General features: G+C 67.1%; 18 protein-coding genes. 15 read left to right on the forward strand and 3 right to left on the reverse strand.

Annotation, left to right across the window (positions count from 1 at the left end; all coding sequences use genetic code 11):
- From WAL33_RS12840 to WAL33_RS12895, 12 genes are all read left to right on the forward strand, one after another.
- A partial coding sequence (locus WAL33_RS12840; protein WP_422181940.1) for a flagellar hook-length control protein FliK occupies positions 1 to 648 on the forward strand: 648 nt, incomplete at its 5' end.
- An 11-nt stretch (positions 649 to 659) separates the two neighbouring features.
- A complete protein-coding gene (locus WAL33_RS12845) occupies positions 660 to 1,340 on the forward strand; it encodes a flagellar hook assembly protein FlgD (protein ID WP_422181941.1) in 681 nt (226 codons plus the stop codon).
- Positions 1,341 to 1,481: 141 nt separating this feature from the next.
- Positions 1,482 to 3,254 (forward strand): flagellar hook protein FlgE, encoded by a 1,773-nt coding sequence (gene flgE, locus WAL33_RS12850; RefSeq protein ID WP_422181942.1) that lies wholly within the window; start codon positions 1,482 to 1,484, stop codon positions 3,252 to 3,254.
- Positions 3,255 to 3,423: 169 nt separating this feature from the next.
- A complete protein-coding gene (locus tag WAL33_RS12855) occupies positions 3,424 to 3,705 on the forward strand; it encodes a DUF1153 domain-containing protein (RefSeq protein WP_056439427.1) in 282 nt (93 codons plus the stop codon).
- A 247-nt stretch (positions 3,706 to 3,952) separates the two neighbouring features.
- Positions 3,953 to 5,599: a flagellar basal-body MS-ring/collar protein FliF gene (fliF, locus tag WAL33_RS12860; RefSeq protein WP_422181943.1), complete on the forward strand. Its 1,647-nt coding sequence runs from the start codon at positions 3,953 to 3,955 to the stop codon at positions 5,597 to 5,599.
- A gap of 3 nt (positions 5,600 to 5,602) precedes the next feature.
- On the forward strand, positions 5,603 to 6,619 hold the full coding sequence (gene fliG / locus WAL33_RS12865) for a flagellar motor switch protein FliG (protein ID WP_422181944.1): 1,017 nt from the start codon (positions 5,603 to 5,605) through the stop codon (positions 6,617 to 6,619).
- 13 nt (positions 6,620 to 6,632) lie between these two features.
- The gene (locus WAL33_RS12870) at positions 6,633 to 7,277 is read left to right on the forward strand and encodes a flagellar assembly protein FliH (protein WP_422181945.1); all 645 of its coding nucleotides are present in this window, start codon (positions 6,633 to 6,635) and stop codon (positions 7,275 to 7,277) included.
- A 5-nt stretch (positions 7,278 to 7,282) separates the two neighbouring features.
- Positions 7,283 to 7,618 carry a flagellar motor switch protein FliN gene (gene fliN / locus WAL33_RS12875; protein ID WP_422181946.1) on the forward strand — a complete coding sequence of 112 codons (336 nt, stop codon included), beginning with the start codon at positions 7,283 to 7,285 and terminating at the stop codon, positions 7,616 to 7,618.
- A gap of 84 nt (positions 7,619 to 7,702) precedes the next feature.
- Positions 7,703 to 9,067, forward strand: coding sequence for a sigma-54 interaction domain-containing protein (locus WAL33_RS12880; protein WP_422181947.1), 1,365 nt, complete (start codon positions 7,703 to 7,705; stop codon positions 9,065 to 9,067).
- Positions 9,068 to 9,203: 136 nt separating this feature from the next.
- On the forward strand, positions 9,204 to 11,312 hold the full coding sequence (gene flhA, locus WAL33_RS12885) for a flagellar biosynthesis protein FlhA (RefSeq protein WP_422181948.1): 2,109 nt from the start codon (positions 9,204 to 9,206) through the stop codon (positions 11,310 to 11,312).
- Positions 11,313 to 11,441: 129 nt separating this feature from the next.
- Positions 11,442 to 11,960: a hypothetical protein gene (locus WAL33_RS12890; protein WP_422181949.1), complete on the forward strand. Its 519-nt coding sequence runs from the start codon at positions 11,442 to 11,444 to the stop codon at positions 11,958 to 11,960.
- A gap of 138 nt (positions 11,961 to 12,098) precedes the next feature.
- Positions 12,099 to 12,494 (forward strand): DUF4282 domain-containing protein, encoded by a 396-nt coding sequence (locus tag WAL33_RS12895; RefSeq protein WP_422181950.1) that lies wholly within the window; start codon positions 12,099 to 12,101, stop codon positions 12,492 to 12,494.
- A 28-nt stretch (positions 12,495 to 12,522) separates the two neighbouring features.
- Here the strand turns inward: WAL33_RS12895 and WAL33_RS12900 are convergent, their stop codons facing one another.
- The 3 genes from WAL33_RS12900 to WAL33_RS12910 all read right to left on the reverse strand — a co-directional run bounded on the left by WAL33_RS12900 (position 12,523) and on the right by WAL33_RS12910 (position 15,451).
- Entirely contained in the window at positions 12,523 to 12,942 is a 420-nt protein-coding gene (locus WAL33_RS12900) for a flagellar export protein FliJ (protein ID WP_422181951.1), read from the reverse strand.
- Entirely contained in the window at positions 12,939 to 14,276 is a 1,338-nt protein-coding gene (gene fliI / locus WAL33_RS12905) for a flagellar protein export ATPase FliI (RefSeq protein WP_422181952.1), read from the reverse strand. Before fliI ends, WAL33_RS12900 begins: the two co-directional genes overlap by 4 nt.
- A 179-nt stretch (positions 14,277 to 14,455) precedes the next feature.
- Positions 14,456 to 15,451, reverse strand: a complete 996-nt coding sequence (locus tag WAL33_RS12910) for an alpha/beta hydrolase family protein (protein ID WP_422181953.1) — start codon at positions 15,449 to 15,451, stop codon at positions 14,456 to 14,458.
- 122 nt (positions 15,452 to 15,573) lie between these two features.
- On the opposite strand from WAL33_RS12910, the gene WAL33_RS12915 reads away from it, so the two are divergent.
- From WAL33_RS12915 to WAL33_RS12925, 3 genes are all read left to right on the forward strand, one after another.
- Complete coding sequence (locus tag WAL33_RS12915; RefSeq protein WP_422181954.1) at positions 15,574 to 16,359, forward strand: LytTR family DNA-binding domain-containing protein; 786 nt, start codon at positions 15,574 to 15,576, stop codon at positions 16,357 to 16,359.
- A gap of 428 nt (positions 16,360 to 16,787) precedes the next feature.
- On the forward strand, positions 16,788 to 17,483 hold the full coding sequence (ctrA, locus tag WAL33_RS12920; RefSeq protein ID WP_422181955.1) for a response regulator transcription factor CtrA: 696 nt from the start codon (positions 16,788 to 16,790) through the stop codon (positions 17,481 to 17,483).
- Between the two features lie 254 nt (positions 17,484 to 17,737).
- On the forward strand, positions 17,738 to 19,126 hold the full coding sequence (locus WAL33_RS12925) for a peptidoglycan DD-metalloendopeptidase family protein (protein ID WP_422181956.1): 1,389 nt from the start codon (positions 17,738 to 17,740) through the stop codon (positions 19,124 to 19,126).
- The last annotated feature ends 82 nt before the right edge of the window (positions 19,127 to 19,208 follow it).

Genomic DNA, 19,208 nt, shown 5'->3' on the forward strand with positions numbered 1-19,208 from the left:
ACCACGGGCGAAGGCTCGCCCGAGGGCGGCGCCCAGGATCAGGCCGCCGCCAAGGGTTCGGCCCCGCAGGACGCCGCGCCGATCGTGGCTTCGACCGAGGCCTCGACGAGCGCCCCGACCTTCGTGGCGCCTGGTACGACCGCCGCCCCGGCCCCGATCCACGCCGCCCAGTTGCCCAAGGCCGGACCTGAAACGGTCAGCCACCTGACGACCGAGATCGCCAGCAAGGCCGTGGTCGGCAAGACCAGTCGCTTCGACATCGTGCTGCAGCCGGAAGGTCTGGGCCGGGTGGATGTGCGGATCGAGATCGCCAAGGACGGCAAGCTGACCGCCGCCCTGAATTTCGACAATCCGGCCGCCGCCGCCGAGCTGCGCGGCAAGTCGGGCGAACTGCGCCAGGCCCTGGCGGCCGCCGGTTTCAACGTCGCCGACAGCGCCCTGAGCTTCGACAGCTCCAGCCAGAACCAGAACGGCGGCCAGAACCAGAACGCCTTCTTCAATTTCCGAGACGGCGAGAACGGCCGTCAGGGTTTCCAAGGCCGCGCCTTCCGATCGGCGCTGGGCGAGGAAATCCCCACCCTGTCTCCGTCCGTCCTGCTGCCCGGCCTTCGCGTCGCCGAGAGCAGCGGCGTCGACGTCAGTATCTAGGAGAGACCGCCATGGCCGTCGCCGCCACCAGCAACGCCACCCTCGACAAGATCAACAACTCCCGGAACTCGCTCGCCAACAACGAGCAGACGTTCCTGAAGCTGCTGACCACCCAGTTGAAGAACCAGGATCCCCTGGCCCCCACCGACACGACCCAGATGACCAGCCAGATCACCCAGATGACCGGCGTCGAGCAGCAGCTGGTCACCAACGACCTGCTGGCGGCCCTGGTCGGCATGAGCACGGGCGGCGGCATCAGCGAGGGCGTCAACCTGATGGGCAAGCTGGTGACCGCCGAGGTCGACAAGTCGACGCTCAAGAACAAAGAGGCCAACTGGAGCTACACCCAGGCCCGCGCGGCCACCGCGGTCAAGATCGAGGTCCTCGACAAGTTCGGCAAGACCGTCGCCTCGATCCTGCCCGACGACATGTCGGGCGGCGACCACACCTTCAAGTGGGACGGCAAGAGCACCGCGGGCGTCCAGCAGCCCGAAGGCGGCGAGTACACCATCAAGGTGACCGCAACGGACTCCCAGGGCACGACCATCACCACCACGGCCAAGGGGCGCCTCGACGGCGTCGTCACCAAGGTCACCAACGACAAGGGCGTCAACATGGTCTGGATCGGCGACACCAAGGTCCCGATCGACTCCGTGATCGGCGTCACCAACGCCCCCGCGGCGACCACGTAGCGGTCGTCACCACCCCATGAACGGGCGTCAGAATGACGCCGTCGTGGTCTTCCCCAGGTCTCTGGATCCGAAGACCCAAACGCAAACCGCGCTGAACCCTCAAACCCTTCCCTTTTTGAACTTCATCGCAGGACCACAGTCATGAGCATCAACAGCGCCATGCTCGCCGGGGTTTCCGGCCTGATCTCCAACTCGTCGGCCCTGGCCGCGATTTCGGACAACATCGCCAACGTCAACACCGTCGGCTACAAGCGCAGCTCGGCCAACTTCTCGACGCTGGTCACCTCGCAGAGCAAGAACGCCACCTACAGCGCTGGCGGCGTGAAGGCCCAGACCCACCAGTTCATCAGCCAGCAGGGCCTGACCCAGTCGACGACCTCGAACCTGGACCTGTCGATCGCCGGCTCGGGCTTCTTCGTCGGCACCGAGAAGCCGGAAGGCCTGAACCCCACCGACACCCGCTCGTTCACCCGCGCCGGCTCGTTCCAGCTCGACAACCTGGGCTATCTGAAGAACGACGCCGGTCTGTACCTGCAGGGCTGGCTGGCCGATCCGGTGACCGGCGACATCGTCCCCGATCCGTCGGACCTGGGCCAACTGTCCTCGATCAATGTCGGCACCGTCGGCGGCACGGCCGAAAAGACCACCCGCGCGGCGGTCAACGCCAACCTGCGTTCAGAACAGCCCATCGCCTCGCAGATCACCTACAAGGTCGGCGTCGCGGGCTCGCCCTCGAAGACCGGCGTCGTGACCGTTCCGGCCACCACGGCGCGCAACTACGACGTCGTCTACAGCTCGACGGGCGTCGCCAACCCCGCCGCGGGCCAAAACCGATATGACGTCGAAATCCGCGAAAACGGCGCGGTGGTCGCCCGCGGCACGGTCGGTTACAACCCCGCCACCGGCGCCTTGATGAGCTCCACCCTGGCGCCTCCCGGCGGCACGGTGACCGGCACCCCGCTGGCCAACGTGAACATCGACGCCGCCGGCACGACCTCGGTGACGCTCGCGCAGCTGGGCATCACCGGCGGCGTCACCGACGACGTCGAGGTCAAGGCCGGCAATCTCTACGATCCGGTCAAGAATTCGATGTCGGCCTACGCCTTGGACCAGGCCCAAAAGCCCCCGACGGGCGCGATCGGCGTCAAGCCGGACTTCGAGATCCAGATCCCGGTCTCCGACTCCAAGGGCGGCCAACGCACGGTCACCCTGTCGATGCTGAAGGGCCCGGGGCCGAACGAATGGTACGCCGAACTGCGCGCCAAGCCGGGCGATCTGGCTGTGCCGGCCAACGGCCTGATCCAGTCGGGGATCCTCACCTTCACCACCGACGGCAAGCTGCTGAGCCCCGGCAACCTGTTCGGCGGCGTCACCCCGACCTCGATCACCATCGGCGCGTCCGATCCGGCGGCCATCACCACGACCCCGCGCTGGGCCGACACCCTGGGCATCGACGCCCAGACCATCCAGATCGACCTGGCCAGCGCCGCCGGCGGTCTGACCCAGTACAACAGCCAGTCGGTCGTCCAGTCGGTCACCACCAACGGCACGGCCTTCGGCAACCTGACCAATATTGAAGTCGACGATAACGGCTATGTTTCCGCGATCTTCGACAACGGCGTCACGCGCCGGATCGCACAGGTTGCGATCGCCACCTTCTCTAACCCCAACGGATTGAAGGGGGTGAACGGAAATGCATATCGCGTCACCAATGAAAGCGGCACCTATAGCTTGAAGACTCCAGGGCAGGGCGGCTCCGGCTCGATTGCTCCGTCCACACTGGAAGCTTCAACGGTCGACCTGTCGACCGAGTTCACGGGGTTGATCACGACACAAAGAGCCTATTCGGCTTCGTCGAAGATCATCACCACCGCTGACCAGATGCTAGAAGAGCTTCTGAGCATTAAGCGGTAATTATAGGTCTTAACTGACCTTAATTACCCTGTGTCACATTGATACATCACAGGTGTTGGGGGAAGGTCTCGTGTTTCAGCCTTTCTTTACTATTGGAATTAAGCGCCTGTTATTTCCCGGCGCCTATATTCCTCTCCAACAGTGATGGTTGTGGGAAAGGCGTAAAGCCATGTTGCAGCAGCAACGCACGAACAGCCGGGGTGAGAAGTACGTGATCGGTCCGACCGGTGCGCCGCTGACTCTCTCCGACTTGCCGCCTCCGGAAACCCAGCGTTGGGTGATCCGGCGCAAGGCCGAGGTGGTGGCCGCCGTTCGTGGCGGTCTCCTCTCGCTCGACGAGGCGTGCGACCGGTATAAATTGACCAACGAGGAATTCCTCGCTTGGCAACAATCGATCGAGCGTCACGGCCTGGCGGGTCTTCGGACCACCCGGCTTCAGCAATACCGCTAGTTCGCGGCGCTGAAAACGTAAGGAGCGCGAGGGTTTAGACCTTCCAGCGGTCCACGGTGCACAGATCGGCGGCCGCGTCCCCTGGGGCGCGGCCGCGACCTTTTGGCGCCCCTGGTCCCCCCTTGAAGGGGTCCTTTGTAAACGACCCGTTTACCTTGCACTGGGTAAATCCTGCCTAGCGACGGCGTGCTTCGGCATGCGGCGGCTGGCGTTCTGTCGGGAACGCTGTTCAGGGGTAGGGCGTAGATTGGATAAGTTCCTCAGCGCGATTCAAAAGTTTGGCGTCGGCCGTCTGGCCGCGCTGATCGGCGTTGTTGTCGGCGCGATCGCCGTGATCGCCGCCGTCATGATGATGATGAGCAAGCAGCCCAACGAGCTGCTGCTGTCGAACGTCGACCCCAAGGAATCCGCCGCGGCCACCCAAGCGCTCGACACCGCCGGCATCAAATATGAGACCAAGAGCGACGGCTCGACGATCTATGTCGCCCGCGACAAGGTCAACGCCGCCCGCCAGCTGATCTTCACCAAGGGTCTGGTGACCTCCGGCTCGGTCGGCTACGAAATCTTCGACACCGGCAACGCCCTGGGCCAGACCGACTTCGTCCAGCAGTTGAACCGCCAGCGCGCCCTGCAGGGCGAGCTGGAGCGCACCATCCAGGGCTGGGACGGCGTGCGCGCCGCCCGCGTCCACCTGGTGATCCCCAAGCGTCAGCTGTTCGAGGAGGACGCCGACAAGCCGACCGCCGCCGTCACCATCAGCGCCGGCCGCGAACCGTCGGCCGACATGGTCCGCGCCGTCCAGAACCTGGTGGCCGGTTCGGTCGCCGGCATGAAGCCTGACGCCGTCAACGTCATCGACCAGCACGGCAAGACCCTGTCGGCGGGCAACGACGGGAGCCTGGCCGGCAAGCTGGCCCAGGACGCCAAGGGCGAGGCCGAGGCCCGCATCGCCAAGCGTGTCCAGGCGATGATCGATGGGGTGCTGGGTCCGGGCAAGGCGCGCGTCAACGTCACCGCCGACCTCGACCTGAACCGCGTCACCGTCCAGGAGCGCAATTTCAATCCGGACGGCCAGGTCATCCGCTCGGAAAGCACCAACGCCAACAACGCCAGCGAGACCAAGAACGACGACACCGGCGGCGTCACCTCGACCCAGAACATTCCCGGCCAGGCCCCGAACGGCTTCCAGCCGCTGGGCTCGCGCCAGGACAGCAACGAGAGCGTCACCAACTACGAGATCTCGGAAAGCACCAAGACCACCGTCCAGGAGCCGGGCGCCTTGCGCAAGCAGGCCGTGTCCGTGGCCATCGACGGCGTCACCGCTCCTCCGGGCAAGGACGGCAAGCCGGGCGCCTACACCCCGCGCAGCGCGCAGGAGATGGCGCAGCTGGAGCAACTGGTGAAGACCGCGATCGGCTTCGACCAGGCCCGCGGCGACCAGGTTTCGGTGGTCAATGTCCGTTTCCCGCAGCCCGAGGAACAAGGGCTGGGCAAGGCCGGCCTGCTGGACGGCATGGACAAGAACGACTTGATGCGCTTCGCCGAACTGGCCGTGCTGGCCGTCGTCGCCCTGCTGATCCTGCTGTTCGCGGTCCGTCCGTTCCTGAAGAGCCTGATGAGCCCGCCGCCGACCCCGCTGGGCCTGGCCCTGGGGACGCCGGTGACGCGCATGATCACCCTGTCGGACGGCACGACCCAGGAAGTGGTCGTCGACCAGGCGGGCGAGACCATGGCCATCTCCGGTCCTATCAGCGACATGGACCAGCGCATCGACATCGCCAAGATCGAGGGCCAGGTGAAGGCCTCGTCGATCAAGCGGGTCTCCGAGTTCGTCGAACGGCATCCCGAGGAATCGGTCGCCATCCTTCGCTCCTGGCTGCACGAGTCGGAGTAGGTGATGAAAACCTCCGTCAACGACGTCAAGAGTCTCTCCGGGCCGGAAAAGGCCGCCATCGTGCTGCTCGCCCTGGGCGAGGACCACATGGCGATCTGGCAAGCCCTGGACGACGAAGAAATCAAGGAAGTCTCCCAGGCCATGGCCGGCCTGGGCACGGTCTCGGCCTCGGTCGTGGAAGAGCTGCTGGTCGAGTTCGTCTCGGGCATGAGTTCGACCGGCGCGATCATGGGTTCGTACGAGCAGACCCAGCGCCTGCTGGCGTCGTTCATGCCGGCGGACAAGGTCGACCAGCTGATGGAAGAGATCCGCGGTCCCGCGGGTCGGACCATGTGGGACAAGCTGGGCAACGTGAACGAGGCGGTGCTCGCCAACTATCTGAAGAACGAATACCCGCAGACCGTCGCGGTGGTGCTGTCCAAGGTGAAGTCCGACCACGCCGCGCGCGTGCTGGCCTCGCTGCCGGAAGACTTCGCCCTGGAATGCGTCACCCGCATGCTGCGGATGGAGCCGGTCCAGCGCGAGATCCTCGACAAGATCGAGCAGACCCTGCGCACTGAATTCATGTCGAACCTGGCGCGCACCTCCAAGCGCGACAGCCACGAGATGATGGCCGAGATCTTCAACAACTTCGACCGCCAGACCGAAGCCCGCTTCATCGCCGCGCTGGAAGAGCGCAACCGCGAGGCGGCCGAGCGCATCCGCGCCCTGATGTTCGTGTTCGAGGACCTGGCCAAGCTGGATCCGGGCGGCGTCCAGACCCTGCTGCGCGCCACCGGCAAGGAACAGCTGGCCCTGGCCCTGAAGGGCGCCTCGGACAAGCTGCGCGAGATGTTCTTCTCCAACATGTCGGAACGCGCCAGCAAGATCATGCGCGAAGACATGGAAAGCATGGGCCCGGTCCGTCTGAAGGACGTCGACCAGGCTCAGGTCGCCATGGTTCAGGTCGCCAAGGACCTCGCCGCCAAGGGCGAGATCATGCTGGCCGGCGCCGGCGCCGAAGACGAACTGATCTACTAGGGGGGATGGCGCAATGACCGACATGACCCCCAAACGCTTCACCTTCGACACCGTGTTCGAAGACAACGGCGGCGTGACCGCCCCGGCGCGGGTGAAGAAGAACTTCACGCTGGAAGAGGTCGAGGTCGCCAAGGCCGAGGCCTACGCCGCCGGCGAGCAATCTGTCGTCGCCCAGGCCGAGCGCGAGGCCGCCATGGCCTTGAACACCATCGGCCAGGCTATCCACGGCGCCTTCTCGACGCTGGCCGCCGTGGCCCACGAGCACCGCGAGGGTTCGGCGATGCTGGCCCTGGCCTGCGGCCGGGCGATCGCCGACGCCGCCCTGGACCAGTTCCCGGAGGCCCCGGCCCAGGCGGCCCTGGTCGCCCTGGCCCGCGAGGTCGAGGCCAGTCCGAAACTGACCGTGCGGGTCGCCTCGCATCTGGTCGAGCGCACCCAGGCCGCCCTGGAACAGACCGCCCAGGCCATCGGCTTCCCGGGCCAGATCCTGGCCCGCGCCGACGCCCAACTGCCGGCCGCCGCCTTTCTCCTCGACTGGGGCGACGGCCGCGCGGCCTTCAATCCCGACGACGCGGCCGCCCGCGTCACCCAAGCCCTGGAAGCCGCGATCGCGGCCGAGGGGCTTCACGCCGAACCACTTCTTCCTAGCGAAGGCTGACCGCCATGTCCGATGACAACCTCACCCTCGACGAATTCGGCGGCAGCATGCTGGCCTCCGAAATGCAGGTCGAGCTCAGCGACAAGATCGCCTCGGACCTGGCGCCGGTCTTCGACGTGCCGGTCAACATCTCCGCCGTGCTGGGCCGGGCCCACATGTCGGTGGCCCAGCTGCTGCAGCTGCAAGCCGGCAGCATCCTCGAGCTCGACCGCAAGGTCGGCGAGGCGATCGACATCTATGTGAACAACCGCCTGGTGGCGCGCGGCGAGGTCGTCGTCGTCGACGAGCGGCTGGGCGTGACCATGACGGAAATCATCAAGGACGGCGACGCCACCGGCTAACGCCGCCCAAAGGCGCTCCTGAGCGTCGAGTGAGCTTAACCATTTGAACTGCCGGGGTAAAACAGCCCCAACGGAGAGAAAACGATGCGCCTCCTGGTCGTCGGAAAACTGAACGGACAGCTCTCGGTCGCCGTGAAAATGGCGATGAACACCGGAGCCAAGGTCTCCCATGTCGAGACCTGCGAAGCGGCGACCCACGCGCTGCGCGCCGGCCAGGGGGCTGACCTGTTGATGGTCGAGTACACGCTCGACATCGCGGGCCTGATCGCCACCAACGAGTCCGAGCGGATCCGGGTGCCGGTGGTGGCCTGCGGCGTCGACGCCGACCCCATGCGGGCCGCCGCGGCGATCAAGGCCGGAGCCAAGGAATTCATCCCGCTGCCGCCGGACGCCGAGCTGATCGCCGCCGTCCTGGCCGCCGTGACCGACGACAACCGTCCGATGATCGTCCGCGATCCGGCCATGGGCGACGTCATCCGCCTGGCCGACCAGGTCGCCGCTTCGGAAGCCTCGATCCTGATCACCGGCGAGAGCGGGTCGGGTAAAGAGGTCATGGCCCGCTACGTCCACGCCAAGTCGCGTCGGGCCAAGGCGCCGTTCATCAGCGTCAACTGCGCCGCCATCCCCGAGAACCTGCTGGAAAGCGAACTGTTCGGCCACGAGAAGGGCGCCTTCACCGGCGCCGTCGCTCGCCGGGTCGGCAAGTTCGAGGAAGCCAACGGCGGCACCCTGCTGCTGGACGAAATCAGCGAGATGGACGCCCGCCTGCAGGCCAAGCTGCTGCGCGCCATCCAGGAGCGCGAGATCGACCGCGTGGGCGGCTCCAAGCCGGTCAAGGTCGACATCCGCATCCTGGCCACTTCAAACCGCGACCTTGCCCAGGCCGTGAAGGACGGCACGTTCCGCGAAGACCTGCTCTACCGTCTGAACGTCGTGAACCTGCGCCTGCCGCCGCTGCGCGAACGTCCCGGCGACGTGATCACCCTGTGCGAGCACTTCGTGAAGAAGTACTCGGCCGCCAACGGCGTGGCCGAAAAGCCGATCTCGGCCGAGGCCAAGCGCCGCCTGATCGCCCACCGCTGGCCGGGCAACGTCCGCGAGCTGGAAAACGCCATGCACCGCGCGGTGCTGCTGTCGCCGGGGGCGGAGATCGAGGAATTCGCCATCCGCCTGCCGGACGGCCAGCCCCTGGCTCCGGCCCCGGACGTCGCGGTGGCCCGCGGCGCCCAGATGGCGGCCGACGCCGTCTCGCGCACCTTCGTCGGCTCGACGGTGGCCGAGGTCGAGCAGCAGCTGATCATCGACACCCTGGGCCACTGCCTGGGCAACCGGACCCACGCGGCCAACATCCTGGGCATCTCGATCCGCACCCTGCGCAACAAACTGAAGGAGTATTCCGACGCCGGCGTGTCGGTGCCGCCGCCCCAGGGCGGGGTGGCCGCCGCCTGATCGTGCTGTCCCGCCCCTCGGCGCCCGCGACCATCGGTCCGGCGCCGGACATGGCTAATTTCGGTTAAGACCCTGGCGAGTTCGCGCAAATCGCTTCATGCGCGATACAGTAAAGCTAACGGATCGAAGGCATTGAATGGCTGACGCCGCCGTCCCCAAGGCCGCAAGCTCCATCCCCAGCGCCAAGTCGCTGTGGGAAGGGATCCTGCGCGGCGAAATGGGCCTGGCCCTGGGCGTCGTGGGCATCATCGTCCTGCTGATCATCCCGGTTCCGGCGATCATGCTGGATCTGCTGCTGGCCATTTCGCTGACCGGCGCCGTGCTGATCCTGATGACGGCGATCCTGATCAAGAAGCCGCTGGAATTCACCTCGTTCCCGACCGTCCTGCTGGTCGCCACCCTCTATCGCCTGGGCCTGAACGTGGCCTCGACGCGCCTGATCCTGGGCCACGGCCAGGAAGGCAGCCACGGCGCCGGCGCCGTCATCGCCGCCTTCGGTCAGCTGATGATGCAGGGCAACTACGTCATCGGGGTGATCGTCTTCATCATCCTGGTGGTGGTGAACTTCATGGTCGTCACCAAGGGTTCGGGCCGGATCGCCGAGGTCGCGGCCCGCTTCACCCTGGACGCCATGCCCGGCAAGCAGATGGCCATCGACGCCGACCTGTCGACCGGCCTGATCGACCAGGAGACCGCCAAGCAGCGCCGCAAGGACCTGGAGCAGGAGTCGACCTTCTTCGGGGCCATGGACGGCGCCAGCAAGTTCGTGAAGGGCGACGCCGTCGCCGGCCTGATCATCACCGCGATCAACATCATCGGCGGCATCCTGATCGGCGTCGTCCAGCACAAGATGCCGATCGGCGAGGCTTCGGCCTCCTACACCCTGATGACCATCGGCGACGGCCTGGTCAGCCAGATCCCGGCCCTGATCATCTCGATCGCCGCCGGTATGGTCGTGTCCAAGGCCGGCGTCGAGGGCAGCGCCAACAAGGCCCTGACCACCCAGCTGGCCATGAACCCGGTCGCCCTGGGCATGGTCTCGGCCTCGGCCGGCGTCATCGCCCTGATCCCCGGCATGCCGATCATTCCGTTCGCCGCGCTGGCCATGGGCTCGGGATATCTGGCCTATCGCCGCGCCACCAAGGCCAAGGAGCCGGAGCCGCTGAGCCTGGCCGACCTGGAGGCGGCCGCGGCGTCGGCCGAGCCCGAGGAGGAGCCGATCAGCGCCTCCCTGGCCATCGACGACGTCAAGATCGAGCTGGGCTACGGCCTGCTGACCCTGATCAACGATCTGGACGGCCGCAAGCTGACCGACCAGATCCGCGCCCTGCGCAAGACCCTGGCCACCGAGTTCGGCTTCGTCATGCCGCCGGTCCGCATCCTGGACAACATGCGCCTGGCCAACCAGGGCTACGCGATCCGCATCAAGGAGATGGAAGCCGGGACCGGCGAGGTCCGTCTGGGCTGCCTGATGGCCATGGACCCGCGCGGCGGCCAGGTCGAGCTGCCCGGCGAACACGTGCGCGAGCCCGCTTTCGGCCTGCCGGCCACCTGGGTCGAGGAAGCCATGCGCGAGGAAGCCACCTTCCGCGGCTACACCATCGTCGACCCGGCCACAGTGCTGACCACGCACCTGACCGAGATCCTCAAGGAGAACATGGCCGACCTGCTCTCCTACGCCGAGGTGCAGAAGCTGCTGAAGGACCTGCCAGAGGGCCAGAAGAAGCTGGTGGACGACCTGATTCCCGCCGTGGTCAGCGCGGCCACCATCCAGCGCGTGCTCCAGGCCCTGCTCAAGGAGCGCGTCTCGATCCGCGATCTGCCGCAGATCCTGGAAGGCATGGGCGAGGCCGCCCCGCACACCGCTTCGGTGGTGCAACTGACCGAGCAGGTCCGCGCCCGTCTGGGCCGGCAGCTGTGCTGGGCCAATCGCGGCGAGGACGGCGCCTTGCCGATCATCACCCTTTCGGCCGAGTGGGAGCAGGCCTTCGCCGAGGCCCTGGTGGGTCCGGGCGAGGACAAGCAGCTGGCCCTGGCCCCCTCGCGTCTGCAGGACTTCATCCGCGGCGTGCGCGACGCCTTCGACCAGGCCGCCATGTCCGGCGACAGCGCCGTACTGCTGACCAGCCCCGGCGTGCGGCCCTATGTCCGTTCGATCATCGAGCGCTTCCGCGGCCAGACCGTGGTGATGAGTCAGAACGAGATCCACCCCCGCGCCCGCCTGCGCACCGTGGGGATGGTCTAGGCCTTTCGCCCAGAAAAGGCCTGGAAGCGCCTCGAAATGGTCACGGGACGTTACCGACTATTTCGGAACCGTTACCCATAGGTCGCGTTCGTTTTTGCAAGGCGGGGGCCTTCACGACGGAGCGCATTGATGAAAACCAAGATCGCTATGTTCGCCGCCGCCGCGACTCTTTCGCTGGCGGGCGCGGCTTTCGCCCAATCGACGGCCCCGGCCGCCGCCAAGCCGGCTCAAACGCCGGCCTCCACCACGTCGACGACCACGTCGACGACCACGCCGGCTCAAGCGACCACACCGGCCATGCCCACCAGCGCCTTGCCGGGCGCGCCGACCCAGTCGACCACCAGCAGCACGACCAGCACCACCTCCACGGCGGCTGACGCCGACGCGGCGGGCATGCCGTCTTCGGCCAACGTGGCCGTGGACCTGAAGGTCGGCTCCGAGGTCAAGGATCCCTCGGGCGCCGTGGTCGGCACCATCGGCGGGATCACCACCGGCGCCGACGGCTCGACCAATGTGGTCGTGACCAGCGGCGAGAAGAAGTTCGCCCTGCCCAAGGCCAGCTTCAGCACCGCCGCCACGGGCGGTCTGCAGACCACGGCCACCAAGGCGCAGATCGACGCCACCCTGGCCGGCGCAAAGCCCCAGTAGCCGACGACGTAACCAACGGTTGTCCGCTGGATAGTTCTCTGGCGGTCCGCAAGCCCGCTCGGCATTGCCGAGCGGGCTTCGCGCTGCTAGCGATGGGCCAGTACCCGGCGGAGCTCCCGCTGACATGAGGGGTGTTGGATGGCTCCGGCCAGAAATTCCAAGGCGAGCGGCGCGAGCGGTCTGTTCTGGGACCTGCTGACGTTCGACCGTCTCGTCACGGGCCCGGTGCTTCACCTGATCTACTGGGCCGGCCTGGGCGTGGTGGCTCTGTTCGCCTTCTCGGTGGTCGGCGCGGCCGTCGGCCTGGCGTTGAAGGAGCCGGGCCTGCAATCGTTGCTGCTGGCCTTCCCCGTGCTGGTCGCGGGCCTGCTGGTCGCCGCCGCCATGGTGCTGCTGTGGCGCGCCTTCTGCGAGTTCTATGTCGCCATCTTCCGCATCAGCGAAGACCTGCGCGCCTTGCGCCAGGCCAGCGACGCGGACCATGCCGTGGCCGCCGTCACCCGCCCGCCGGCCAAGAAGTCCGCGAGCGAATAGGGCGGTTCGGAATATTCGGGAATAGAAGCTAGCGCGCGCCGACCGCGGCCCGGCGCAGGCCCAGCTCGTCGAGGGCGGCGGTCTCCAGCTTGCCCGCCAGCTTGATCTTGGCGACCTTGGCGGCCTCGGCCACGTGTTCGTACTTCTTGAGGTTCTCGAACGCGTGGGCCAGGGCGTCGCGGGCTCCGGCCTCTTCGATCAGGATCTGGTCGATCTCGAGCAAGGCCTGGTCGCGGCGAATCTTCGAGCCTTGGCGGAAGCCGATCATGTACCAGCCGGCCTCGACGTCGCCCTGGGCCTGCATGGCCTCCAGCTCGGACTGCGCGTCCAGGGTGGCGACCTTCATCTCGGCGGTCTGGCGGCGCTCGACGATTTCGGCCAGGCGCTTCTGCAGGGTCTCGACCTCGTGGTTCGAGATGCGGATCAGGGAGGCGGCCCACTTGGTCATGCGGCGTCACTCTGCAGGATGTGGGCGAGGTGGCCGAAGCTGTCGTCGAGGCTGGTGGCCTCGTCGGGGCTCTGGCTCAGGAAGGCCTCGACGGCGGGGTTGAGGCGGATGGCGCGGTCGATCAGCGGATCGGCCCCGGCGCGATAGGCGCCGATGCGGATCAGCTCTTCCATGTTCGAATAGGCGGCCAGGGTCTGGCGGGCTATCTTCACGACCTCGCGCTCCTCCAGTGTCTGGCAGCCGGGCATGGTCCGGCTGATGGACTTCAGGACGTTGATCGCGGGGAAGCGTCCGCGCTCGGCGATCGATCGCTCCATGACGATGTGGCCGTCCAGGATGCCGCGAGCGGCGTCGGCGATCGGTTCATTGTGGTCGTCGCCGTCGACCAGCACCGTGAACAGGGCGGTGATCGGGGCGGCCGTGGTGCCGTCGGGGCGAATCGGGCCGGGACCGGCGCGCTCGAGCAGCTTGGGCAGCTCGGTGAAGACGGTGGGGGTGTAGCCCTTGGTGGTCGGCGGCTCGCCGGCGGCCAGGCCGATCTCGCGCTGGGCCATGGCGAAGCGGGTCACCGAGTCCATCAGGCAGAGGACTTCCAGGTCCTGGTCGCGCAGGAACTCGCTGACCGCCAGGGTCATGTAGGCGGCCTGGCGGCGGGTGAGGGCTGGCTCGTCCGAGGTGGCGACCACGACGATGGCGCGCTTGAGGCCGTCCTCGCCCAGGGTCTCCTCGATGAACTCGCGGACCTCGCGGCCCCGTTCGCCGATCAGGCCCACCACGACGGCGTCGCAGGTGGCCTCCTTGGCCAGCATCGACAGCAGCACCGACTTGCCCACGCCCGAGCCGGCGAAGATGCCCAGACGCTGGCCGCGGCAGGTGGTGGTGAAGACGTTCATCGACCGCACGCCCAGGTCGATGCGCTCACCGACCCGGCCACGGGCGTGGGCGGGCGGGGGCGGGGTCTTCAGGGGGTAGGGAACCTCGCCCTGCGGAAGGGGGCCAAGACCGTCGATGGGCTCGCCGAAGGCGTTGATGATGCGGCCCAGCCACGCCTTGGTCGGACGGACCACGGCGCCTTCGGGCATGATCTTGATCTCGGCGCCGGGAGCCACGCCCTCGACGGGGCCGAACGGCATCAGCAGGGCCCGGGTTTCACGGAAGCCGACGACTTCGGCCGGCAGGGTCGGCAGGTTCAGGCGCTCGATCTCGACCCGCGCGCCGACCGCAAGGCGGGTCAGGCCCCCGCGCGCCTCGATCAGGAGGCCGTTCACGGCGGCGACGCGACCGAAGACGGTCAGCGGATCGATACGTTCGACGGCGGCGATCAGGCTACGCAAGCACAACTCCCGACGGCTCAGGGCCAAGCTTTGGGCCCCGTGCGTTAATGGGGAGTGAAGTAGACCGACATGGTTAATTCGCTCTTGAGGTTTGCGGTTAAGCCAGGGGGCTGCGTCCTTATGACCCCCCCCTCACCATTCCGTCTTCCGGCCTTCGCCGGGAAGACGGGTTTTGGAAGCTATGGTTTAGCCGCCAGATTGGCCTTGAAGAACCCCACCACCTCGGCGTCGAAATCCTTGTGAAACGCGGCCCGATCGAATCCCGGGGCGCTGGTGCAGATCGCGGCGGCGGTGGTGCGGCCCTGGTCGTTGCAGGGCGTCAGGAAGTCGAAGTGACCGGCCCCCGGCACGACATGCCACTCCGGCGGCCTGGGCAGGTTGGCGCGCACGGTCGAGGCGTAGAACGGGTCGGGCAGGATCTGGTCGTTCTGCGCCCGCCACAGCTGCAGCGGGACAGTCACCTTCGACAGCCCGGCCTTGGTGAAGCTGTAGCCCATGGCCGGGGCGGCCGAGACCACGGCCTTGATCCGCGCGTCGTGGGTCCAGACCGACTTGGCCGCGTCGGCGGGCGGTGGATGCGAGGCGGTCAGCTTGCAGTCGAAGAAGTCGGGATGGGCCTTGCAGTGCGAGGCGAGGGTTGTCAGGTCGGGCTCGCCGCCGGCCGCGGCCAGCACGGTGAAGCCGCCCGAAGAGAAGCCGAACGCTCCCACCCTGTCCGGATCGATCGCCGCCTGCATCGGCGAGGCCTTCAGCATGTAGTCGATCACCACCGACAACTGGCGCGGCCGGTTGGCCATGTCGGTCGCTCGGCTTTGGTCGGCGTAGTTGTCTCCGGTGTGGGTCAGGGCGGCGACCACGAAGCCGGCTTCGGCGAGGGCCTGGGCGGTGTCGGCATGGCCGCCGAAGAAGCCGCCGTTGCCGTGCGACATGACGATCAGCGGCAGGTGGTCGCCGACCAGGGGCGCGCCGGCCGCCACGGTGTGGCCGCCGATGCCCAGGTCCATGGGCTTGGCGGGGGCGTCGGTCGGATACCAGACGCCGACGGTGATCGGCGCGCCCTGCGGGTCGGCAGCCCTGACCACGGTGAAGCCGGCCGTGGCCGCCAAGGACGGTGCGGCGAAGCCCGCCAGGGCCAGGGTGATCGCCGAAGCCAGAAGGAGCGAACGGATCGACATGGACATCCTCGGTGAATGGAACATGGCAAAGCTCTTGCGGCGATCGATGCGGGCTCGCCACCGTGTCTTCGCGAATGGGCGAACGGGTTCGCGAACCGGCGAACCGACGTTATAGCAACGGCATGATCGACCCCGCGGCCGCAAGACCTGAACCCTTGATGGGAACCGCCCGCGACTGGGCGATCGACTTGGCCGTCGCCGTGGCCATCGGCCTGTTCGTCGGGGTGATCGGGCCCTATGGCAGTTATCTGAACGGCGCGCCGTGGCCGCGCATCTTCCACTTCGTCGTCTGCTTCTGCGTGGGGACCCTGATCTTCGGGGTGCTGCAGCGTCTGGCGGTGGCCGGGGCGGGCCGCCTGAGGATCCCGGTCTGGCCGGTGGTCATCGCCGCGCTGCTGGTCGGCTGCGTGCCGCTGGCGCTGTTCATCAGCTGGCTGGCCACCACCCTGTGGCCGTTCCTGCGCGGCCGCATCGCGCCGCTGGAGTGGTACGGACAGTGCGTCTTCCTGTCGGGACCGGTTCTGAGCTTCGTCGTCGTCCGTCGCGCGTTGAAGGCCCGGACGGGCGTCCATCCGGTCTCGCCCGCGCCGCGGCCGCAGGTCGCGCCGGCCTCAGGCGAGGTCCTGTGCCTGCGGATGGAGGATCACTATGTGCGGGTCCACACCCTCAACGGCTCGCGCCTGGTCCCCGGACCGTTCGAGCGGGTGATCGCCGGCATGAGCCAGGAGGGGATGCGCGTGCACCGGTCATGGTGGGTGGCGCGGACGGCCGTCACCGGGGTGGTCGCCGACGGCCGGAACCTGCGCCTGACCCTGCGCGGCGGCCTCACGGCGCCGGTTTCCCGCGCTTCGGTGGCCAAGCTCCGGGAGGCCGGTTGGCTGGCGCCGGACTCCAGCGTCGAAACTTGACATGAATTCGCCGCGACCAGACGTCGCGGCCGCCTGAGGGGACGGGGCTGGAGGGGGGCTCCAGGCCCATGGCCAAGGCTGTAAATTTCTCGCGACAGAACGCCGCAATCTCGCCTCACAGATGAACAGCGAACGCTGCGAAAGGGCCAGGGATCGCCAATCGGGCCCTTTACAGACTCCCGATTTCGGGTGTTTGGGGTCCAAAGGAATCGTCTTGACGAACTGTCCACAGGCCCCTGCGACCTTTGCGCCAAATGAGTCGCTGACCGCTTGCACCCGATTCGCAAATCAGATTAACCATTTCTCCAGCGGGATCATTCACCATTAACCTGTCTTAAATTAACTGTCCGGCAGAGTGCAGGACGGGTTTCACCGGCGGTATTCCGCCAAGCTGTCGAATATTGCCGCCCAAGGGCGGGGAGGGCTGCATGCGCGTACTGTTGATCGAGGATGACAGCGCCACCGCGCAGACCATCGAGCTGATGCTGAAGTCTGAAGGCTTCAACGTCTACACGACGGATCTTGGCGAAGAGGGCGTGGATCTGGGCAAGATCTATGACTACGACCTGATCCTGTTGGACCTGAATCTGCCGGACATGAGCGGCCTGGACGTGCTGCGCACCCTGCGGGTGGGCAAGGTCAATACGCCGATCATGATCCTGTCGGGCAGCGCCGAGATCGACACGAAGGTCAAGACCTTCTCGGGCGGCGCCGACGACTACATGACCAAGCCGTTCCACAAGGACGAGATGATCGCCCGCATCCACGCGGTGGTCCGTCGTTCGAAGGGTCACGCCCAGTCGGTCATCAAGACCGGCGACATCATCGTGAACCTGGACGCCAAGACGGTCGAAGTGAACGGCAACCGCGTTCACCTGACCGGCAAGGAATACCAGATGCTGGAGCTGCTCTCCCTGCGCAAGGGCACGACCCTGACCAAGGAGATGTTCCTCAACCACCTGTACGGCGGCATGGACGAGCCCGAGCTGAAGATCATCGACGTCTTCATCTGCAAGCTGCGCAAGAAGCTGGCGGCTTCGGCTCAAGGCAAGCACCACATCGAGACCGTCTGGGGCCGTGGCTACGTGCTGCGCGACCCGAACGAGCAGGTCGCCGCCGCCTAGCCAGACACGGCTGGAAACCCGAAAAGCCAAGCGCCCGCCTCCCCGGAGGCGGGCGTTTTTCTTTTGCGGAAACAATACTTTAACCACTATCCGTGACAAATCGACCGAAGCACCGAATAGTCCTTGCCCGAAGGCTGGGTCGTCCGCCATTTTCCAGCGCGAGATTGCTGGGGGCATCCTGGCCGTGTCATTTCAGTACGCGGCGTCGCCACCAGTCGAAGCTACCAGTCGGGGGGCTGTCAGTCGGGGACTTGATGCAGGAATTCGATCCGAGACGGCCGACCCCGCGTCTGGCCCCGAAGGTGCTCACCGCCGTCGCCGGCCTGGCCGCGCTGGCCTTGGGCTGGAAGCTGATCGCGCCGGACGCCCCGGTGCAGGTGGCTCGCGCGCCGCTCGACGCCAAGGCCCTGGCCGCCCTTCAGCACGCCGCCTTCGCCGGCGCCGAGGCCCAGCCCGGTTTCGAGCGTCCGGAATCGATCCCCGTCAAGGTGCGCCCCGGCGAGACCCTGGAAGGCGCGGTCCTGCGCGCCGGCGTCGCCCCCAATGACGCCCACCAGGTGGTGGACGTCCTGAAGGGCGCCATGGACACCGTCAACATCAAGGCCGGCATGGCCTTCGAGGCCGCCGTCGCCGAGCGCCGCAACGGGCCCAATGGTCAAGGGAGGGTGGGCTCCGCCCGCCTGATCGGCCTGTCGATGCGCACCAGCCCGTCCTCGACCCTGACCGTGTCGCGCACCTTCGACGGCGCGCTGAAGCTGCGCGAGCTGGAGGAAAAGGTCACCGACGAGACCAAGGTGGCCTGCGGCCAGATGAAGGGTTCGTTCTACGAGAGCGTGGCCGACGTGGGCGGCACCCCGGCGGTGATCAGCCAGGCGGCCAAGCTGTTCTCGCACAAGATCGACTTCTCGCGCGACATCAAGGAAGGCGACAAGTTCTGCCTGGTGTTCGGCCGCAAGGTCACCGAGAGCGGCCGCACGGTCGAGGCCGGCGACCTGGAATATGCCGAGGTCAAGGGCCAGAAGTTCTACGCCTTCGAGCGTTCCGGCGAGGACGGCAAGCCGCAGTTCTTCGACGAGCTGGGCAAGAACATCAAAGGCTTCCTGCTGCGCACCCCGGTCGACGGCGCCCGCATCACCTCCACCTTCGGCATGCGCAAGCACCCGGTGCTGGGCTACACCCGCGGCCACAAGGGCGTGGACTTCGGGGCCGGCACCGGCACCCCGATCCTGGCGGCCGGCGACGGCGTGGTGCTGGAGGCCCGCCGCTGGAGCGGCTACGGCAACTGGCTGCGCATCCGCCATTCGGGCCAGTGGGACACCGGCTACGGCCACATCTCGCGCTACGCCAAGGGCATCCGTCCGGGCGTCCACGTGCGCCAGGGCCAGGTGGTGGCCTATGTCGGCTCGACGGGCCTGGCGACCGGTCCGCACCTGCATTACGAGGTCTGGCTGAAGGGCCAGCGGATCAACCCGATCGGCGCCAAGGTGCCCCAGGGCACGATCCTGGCCGGCGGCGAGCTGAGCCGCTTCAAGTCCCAGCGCAACCACATCGACCAGATGCTGGCCGCCGGCGGCGACGCGGTCGATCCGTCGGCGCCGAAGATGGCGCTGGCCTCGCTGGGCAAGAGCCCGTCGCTGCGCTGATCCAACGGCCGGGGACATGCCCTTGCGGCGTGTCCCCGTCAGCAAGCGCCGCGCCTAGACTTGGGGACACGCCGCAAAGGCA

The organism is Caulobacter sp., from assembly GCF_049283275.1.
Classification (GTDB): Bacteria; Pseudomonadota; Alphaproteobacteria; order Caulobacterales; family Caulobacteraceae; genus Caulobacter.

Bases quoted from the DNA above. Each gene is read 5' to 3' on its own strand.
- WAL33_RS12845 (WP_422181941.1), top strand. From the start codon at position 660: ATGGCCGTCGCCGCCACCAGCAACGCCACCCTCGACAAGATCAACAAC.
- flgE (WP_422181942.1), top strand. From the start codon at position 1,482: ATGAGCATCAACAGCGCCATGCTCGCCGGGGTTTCCGGCCTGATCTCC.
- WAL33_RS12855 (WP_056439427.1), top strand. From the start codon at position 3,424: ATGTTGCAGCAGCAACGCACGAACAGCCGGGGTGAGAAGTACGTGATC.
- fliG (WP_422181944.1), top strand. From the start codon at position 5,603: ATGAAAACCTCCGTCAACGACGTCAAGAGTCTCTCCGGGCCGGAAAAG.
- WAL33_RS12870 (WP_422181945.1), top strand. From the start codon at position 6,633: ATGACCGACATGACCCCCAAACGCTTCACCTTCGACACCGTGTTCGAA.
- fliN (WP_422181946.1), top strand. From the start codon at position 7,283: ATGTCCGATGACAACCTCACCCTCGACGAATTCGGCGGCAGCATGCTG.
- WAL33_RS12880 (WP_422181947.1), top strand. From the start codon at position 7,703: ATGCGCCTCCTGGTCGTCGGAAAACTGAACGGACAGCTCTCGGTCGCC.
- flhA (WP_422181948.1), top strand. From the start codon at position 9,204: ATGGCTGACGCCGCCGTCCCCAAGGCCGCAAGCTCCATCCCCAGCGCC.
- WAL33_RS12890 (WP_422181949.1), top strand. From the start codon at position 11,442: ATGAAAACCAAGATCGCTATGTTCGCCGCCGCCGCGACTCTTTCGCTG.
- WAL33_RS12895 (WP_422181950.1), top strand. From the start codon at position 12,099: ATGGCTCCGGCCAGAAATTCCAAGGCGAGCGGCGCGAGCGGTCTGTTC.
- WAL33_RS12900 (WP_422181951.1), bottom strand. From the start codon at position 12,942: ATGACCAAGTGGGCCGCCTCCCTGATCCGCATCTCGAACCACGAGGTC.
- WAL33_RS12910 (WP_422181953.1), bottom strand. From the start codon at position 15,451: ATGTCGATCCGTTCGCTCCTTCTGGCTTCGGCGATCACCCTGGCCCTG.
- WAL33_RS12915 (WP_422181954.1), top strand. From the start codon at position 15,574: ATGATCGACCCCGCGGCCGCAAGACCTGAACCCTTGATGGGAACCGCC.
- ctrA (WP_422181955.1), top strand. From the start codon at position 16,788: ATGCGCGTACTGTTGATCGAGGATGACAGCGCCACCGCGCAGACCATC.
- WAL33_RS12925 (WP_422181956.1), top strand. From the start codon at position 17,738: ATGCAGGAATTCGATCCGAGACGGCCGACCCCGCGTCTGGCCCCGAAG.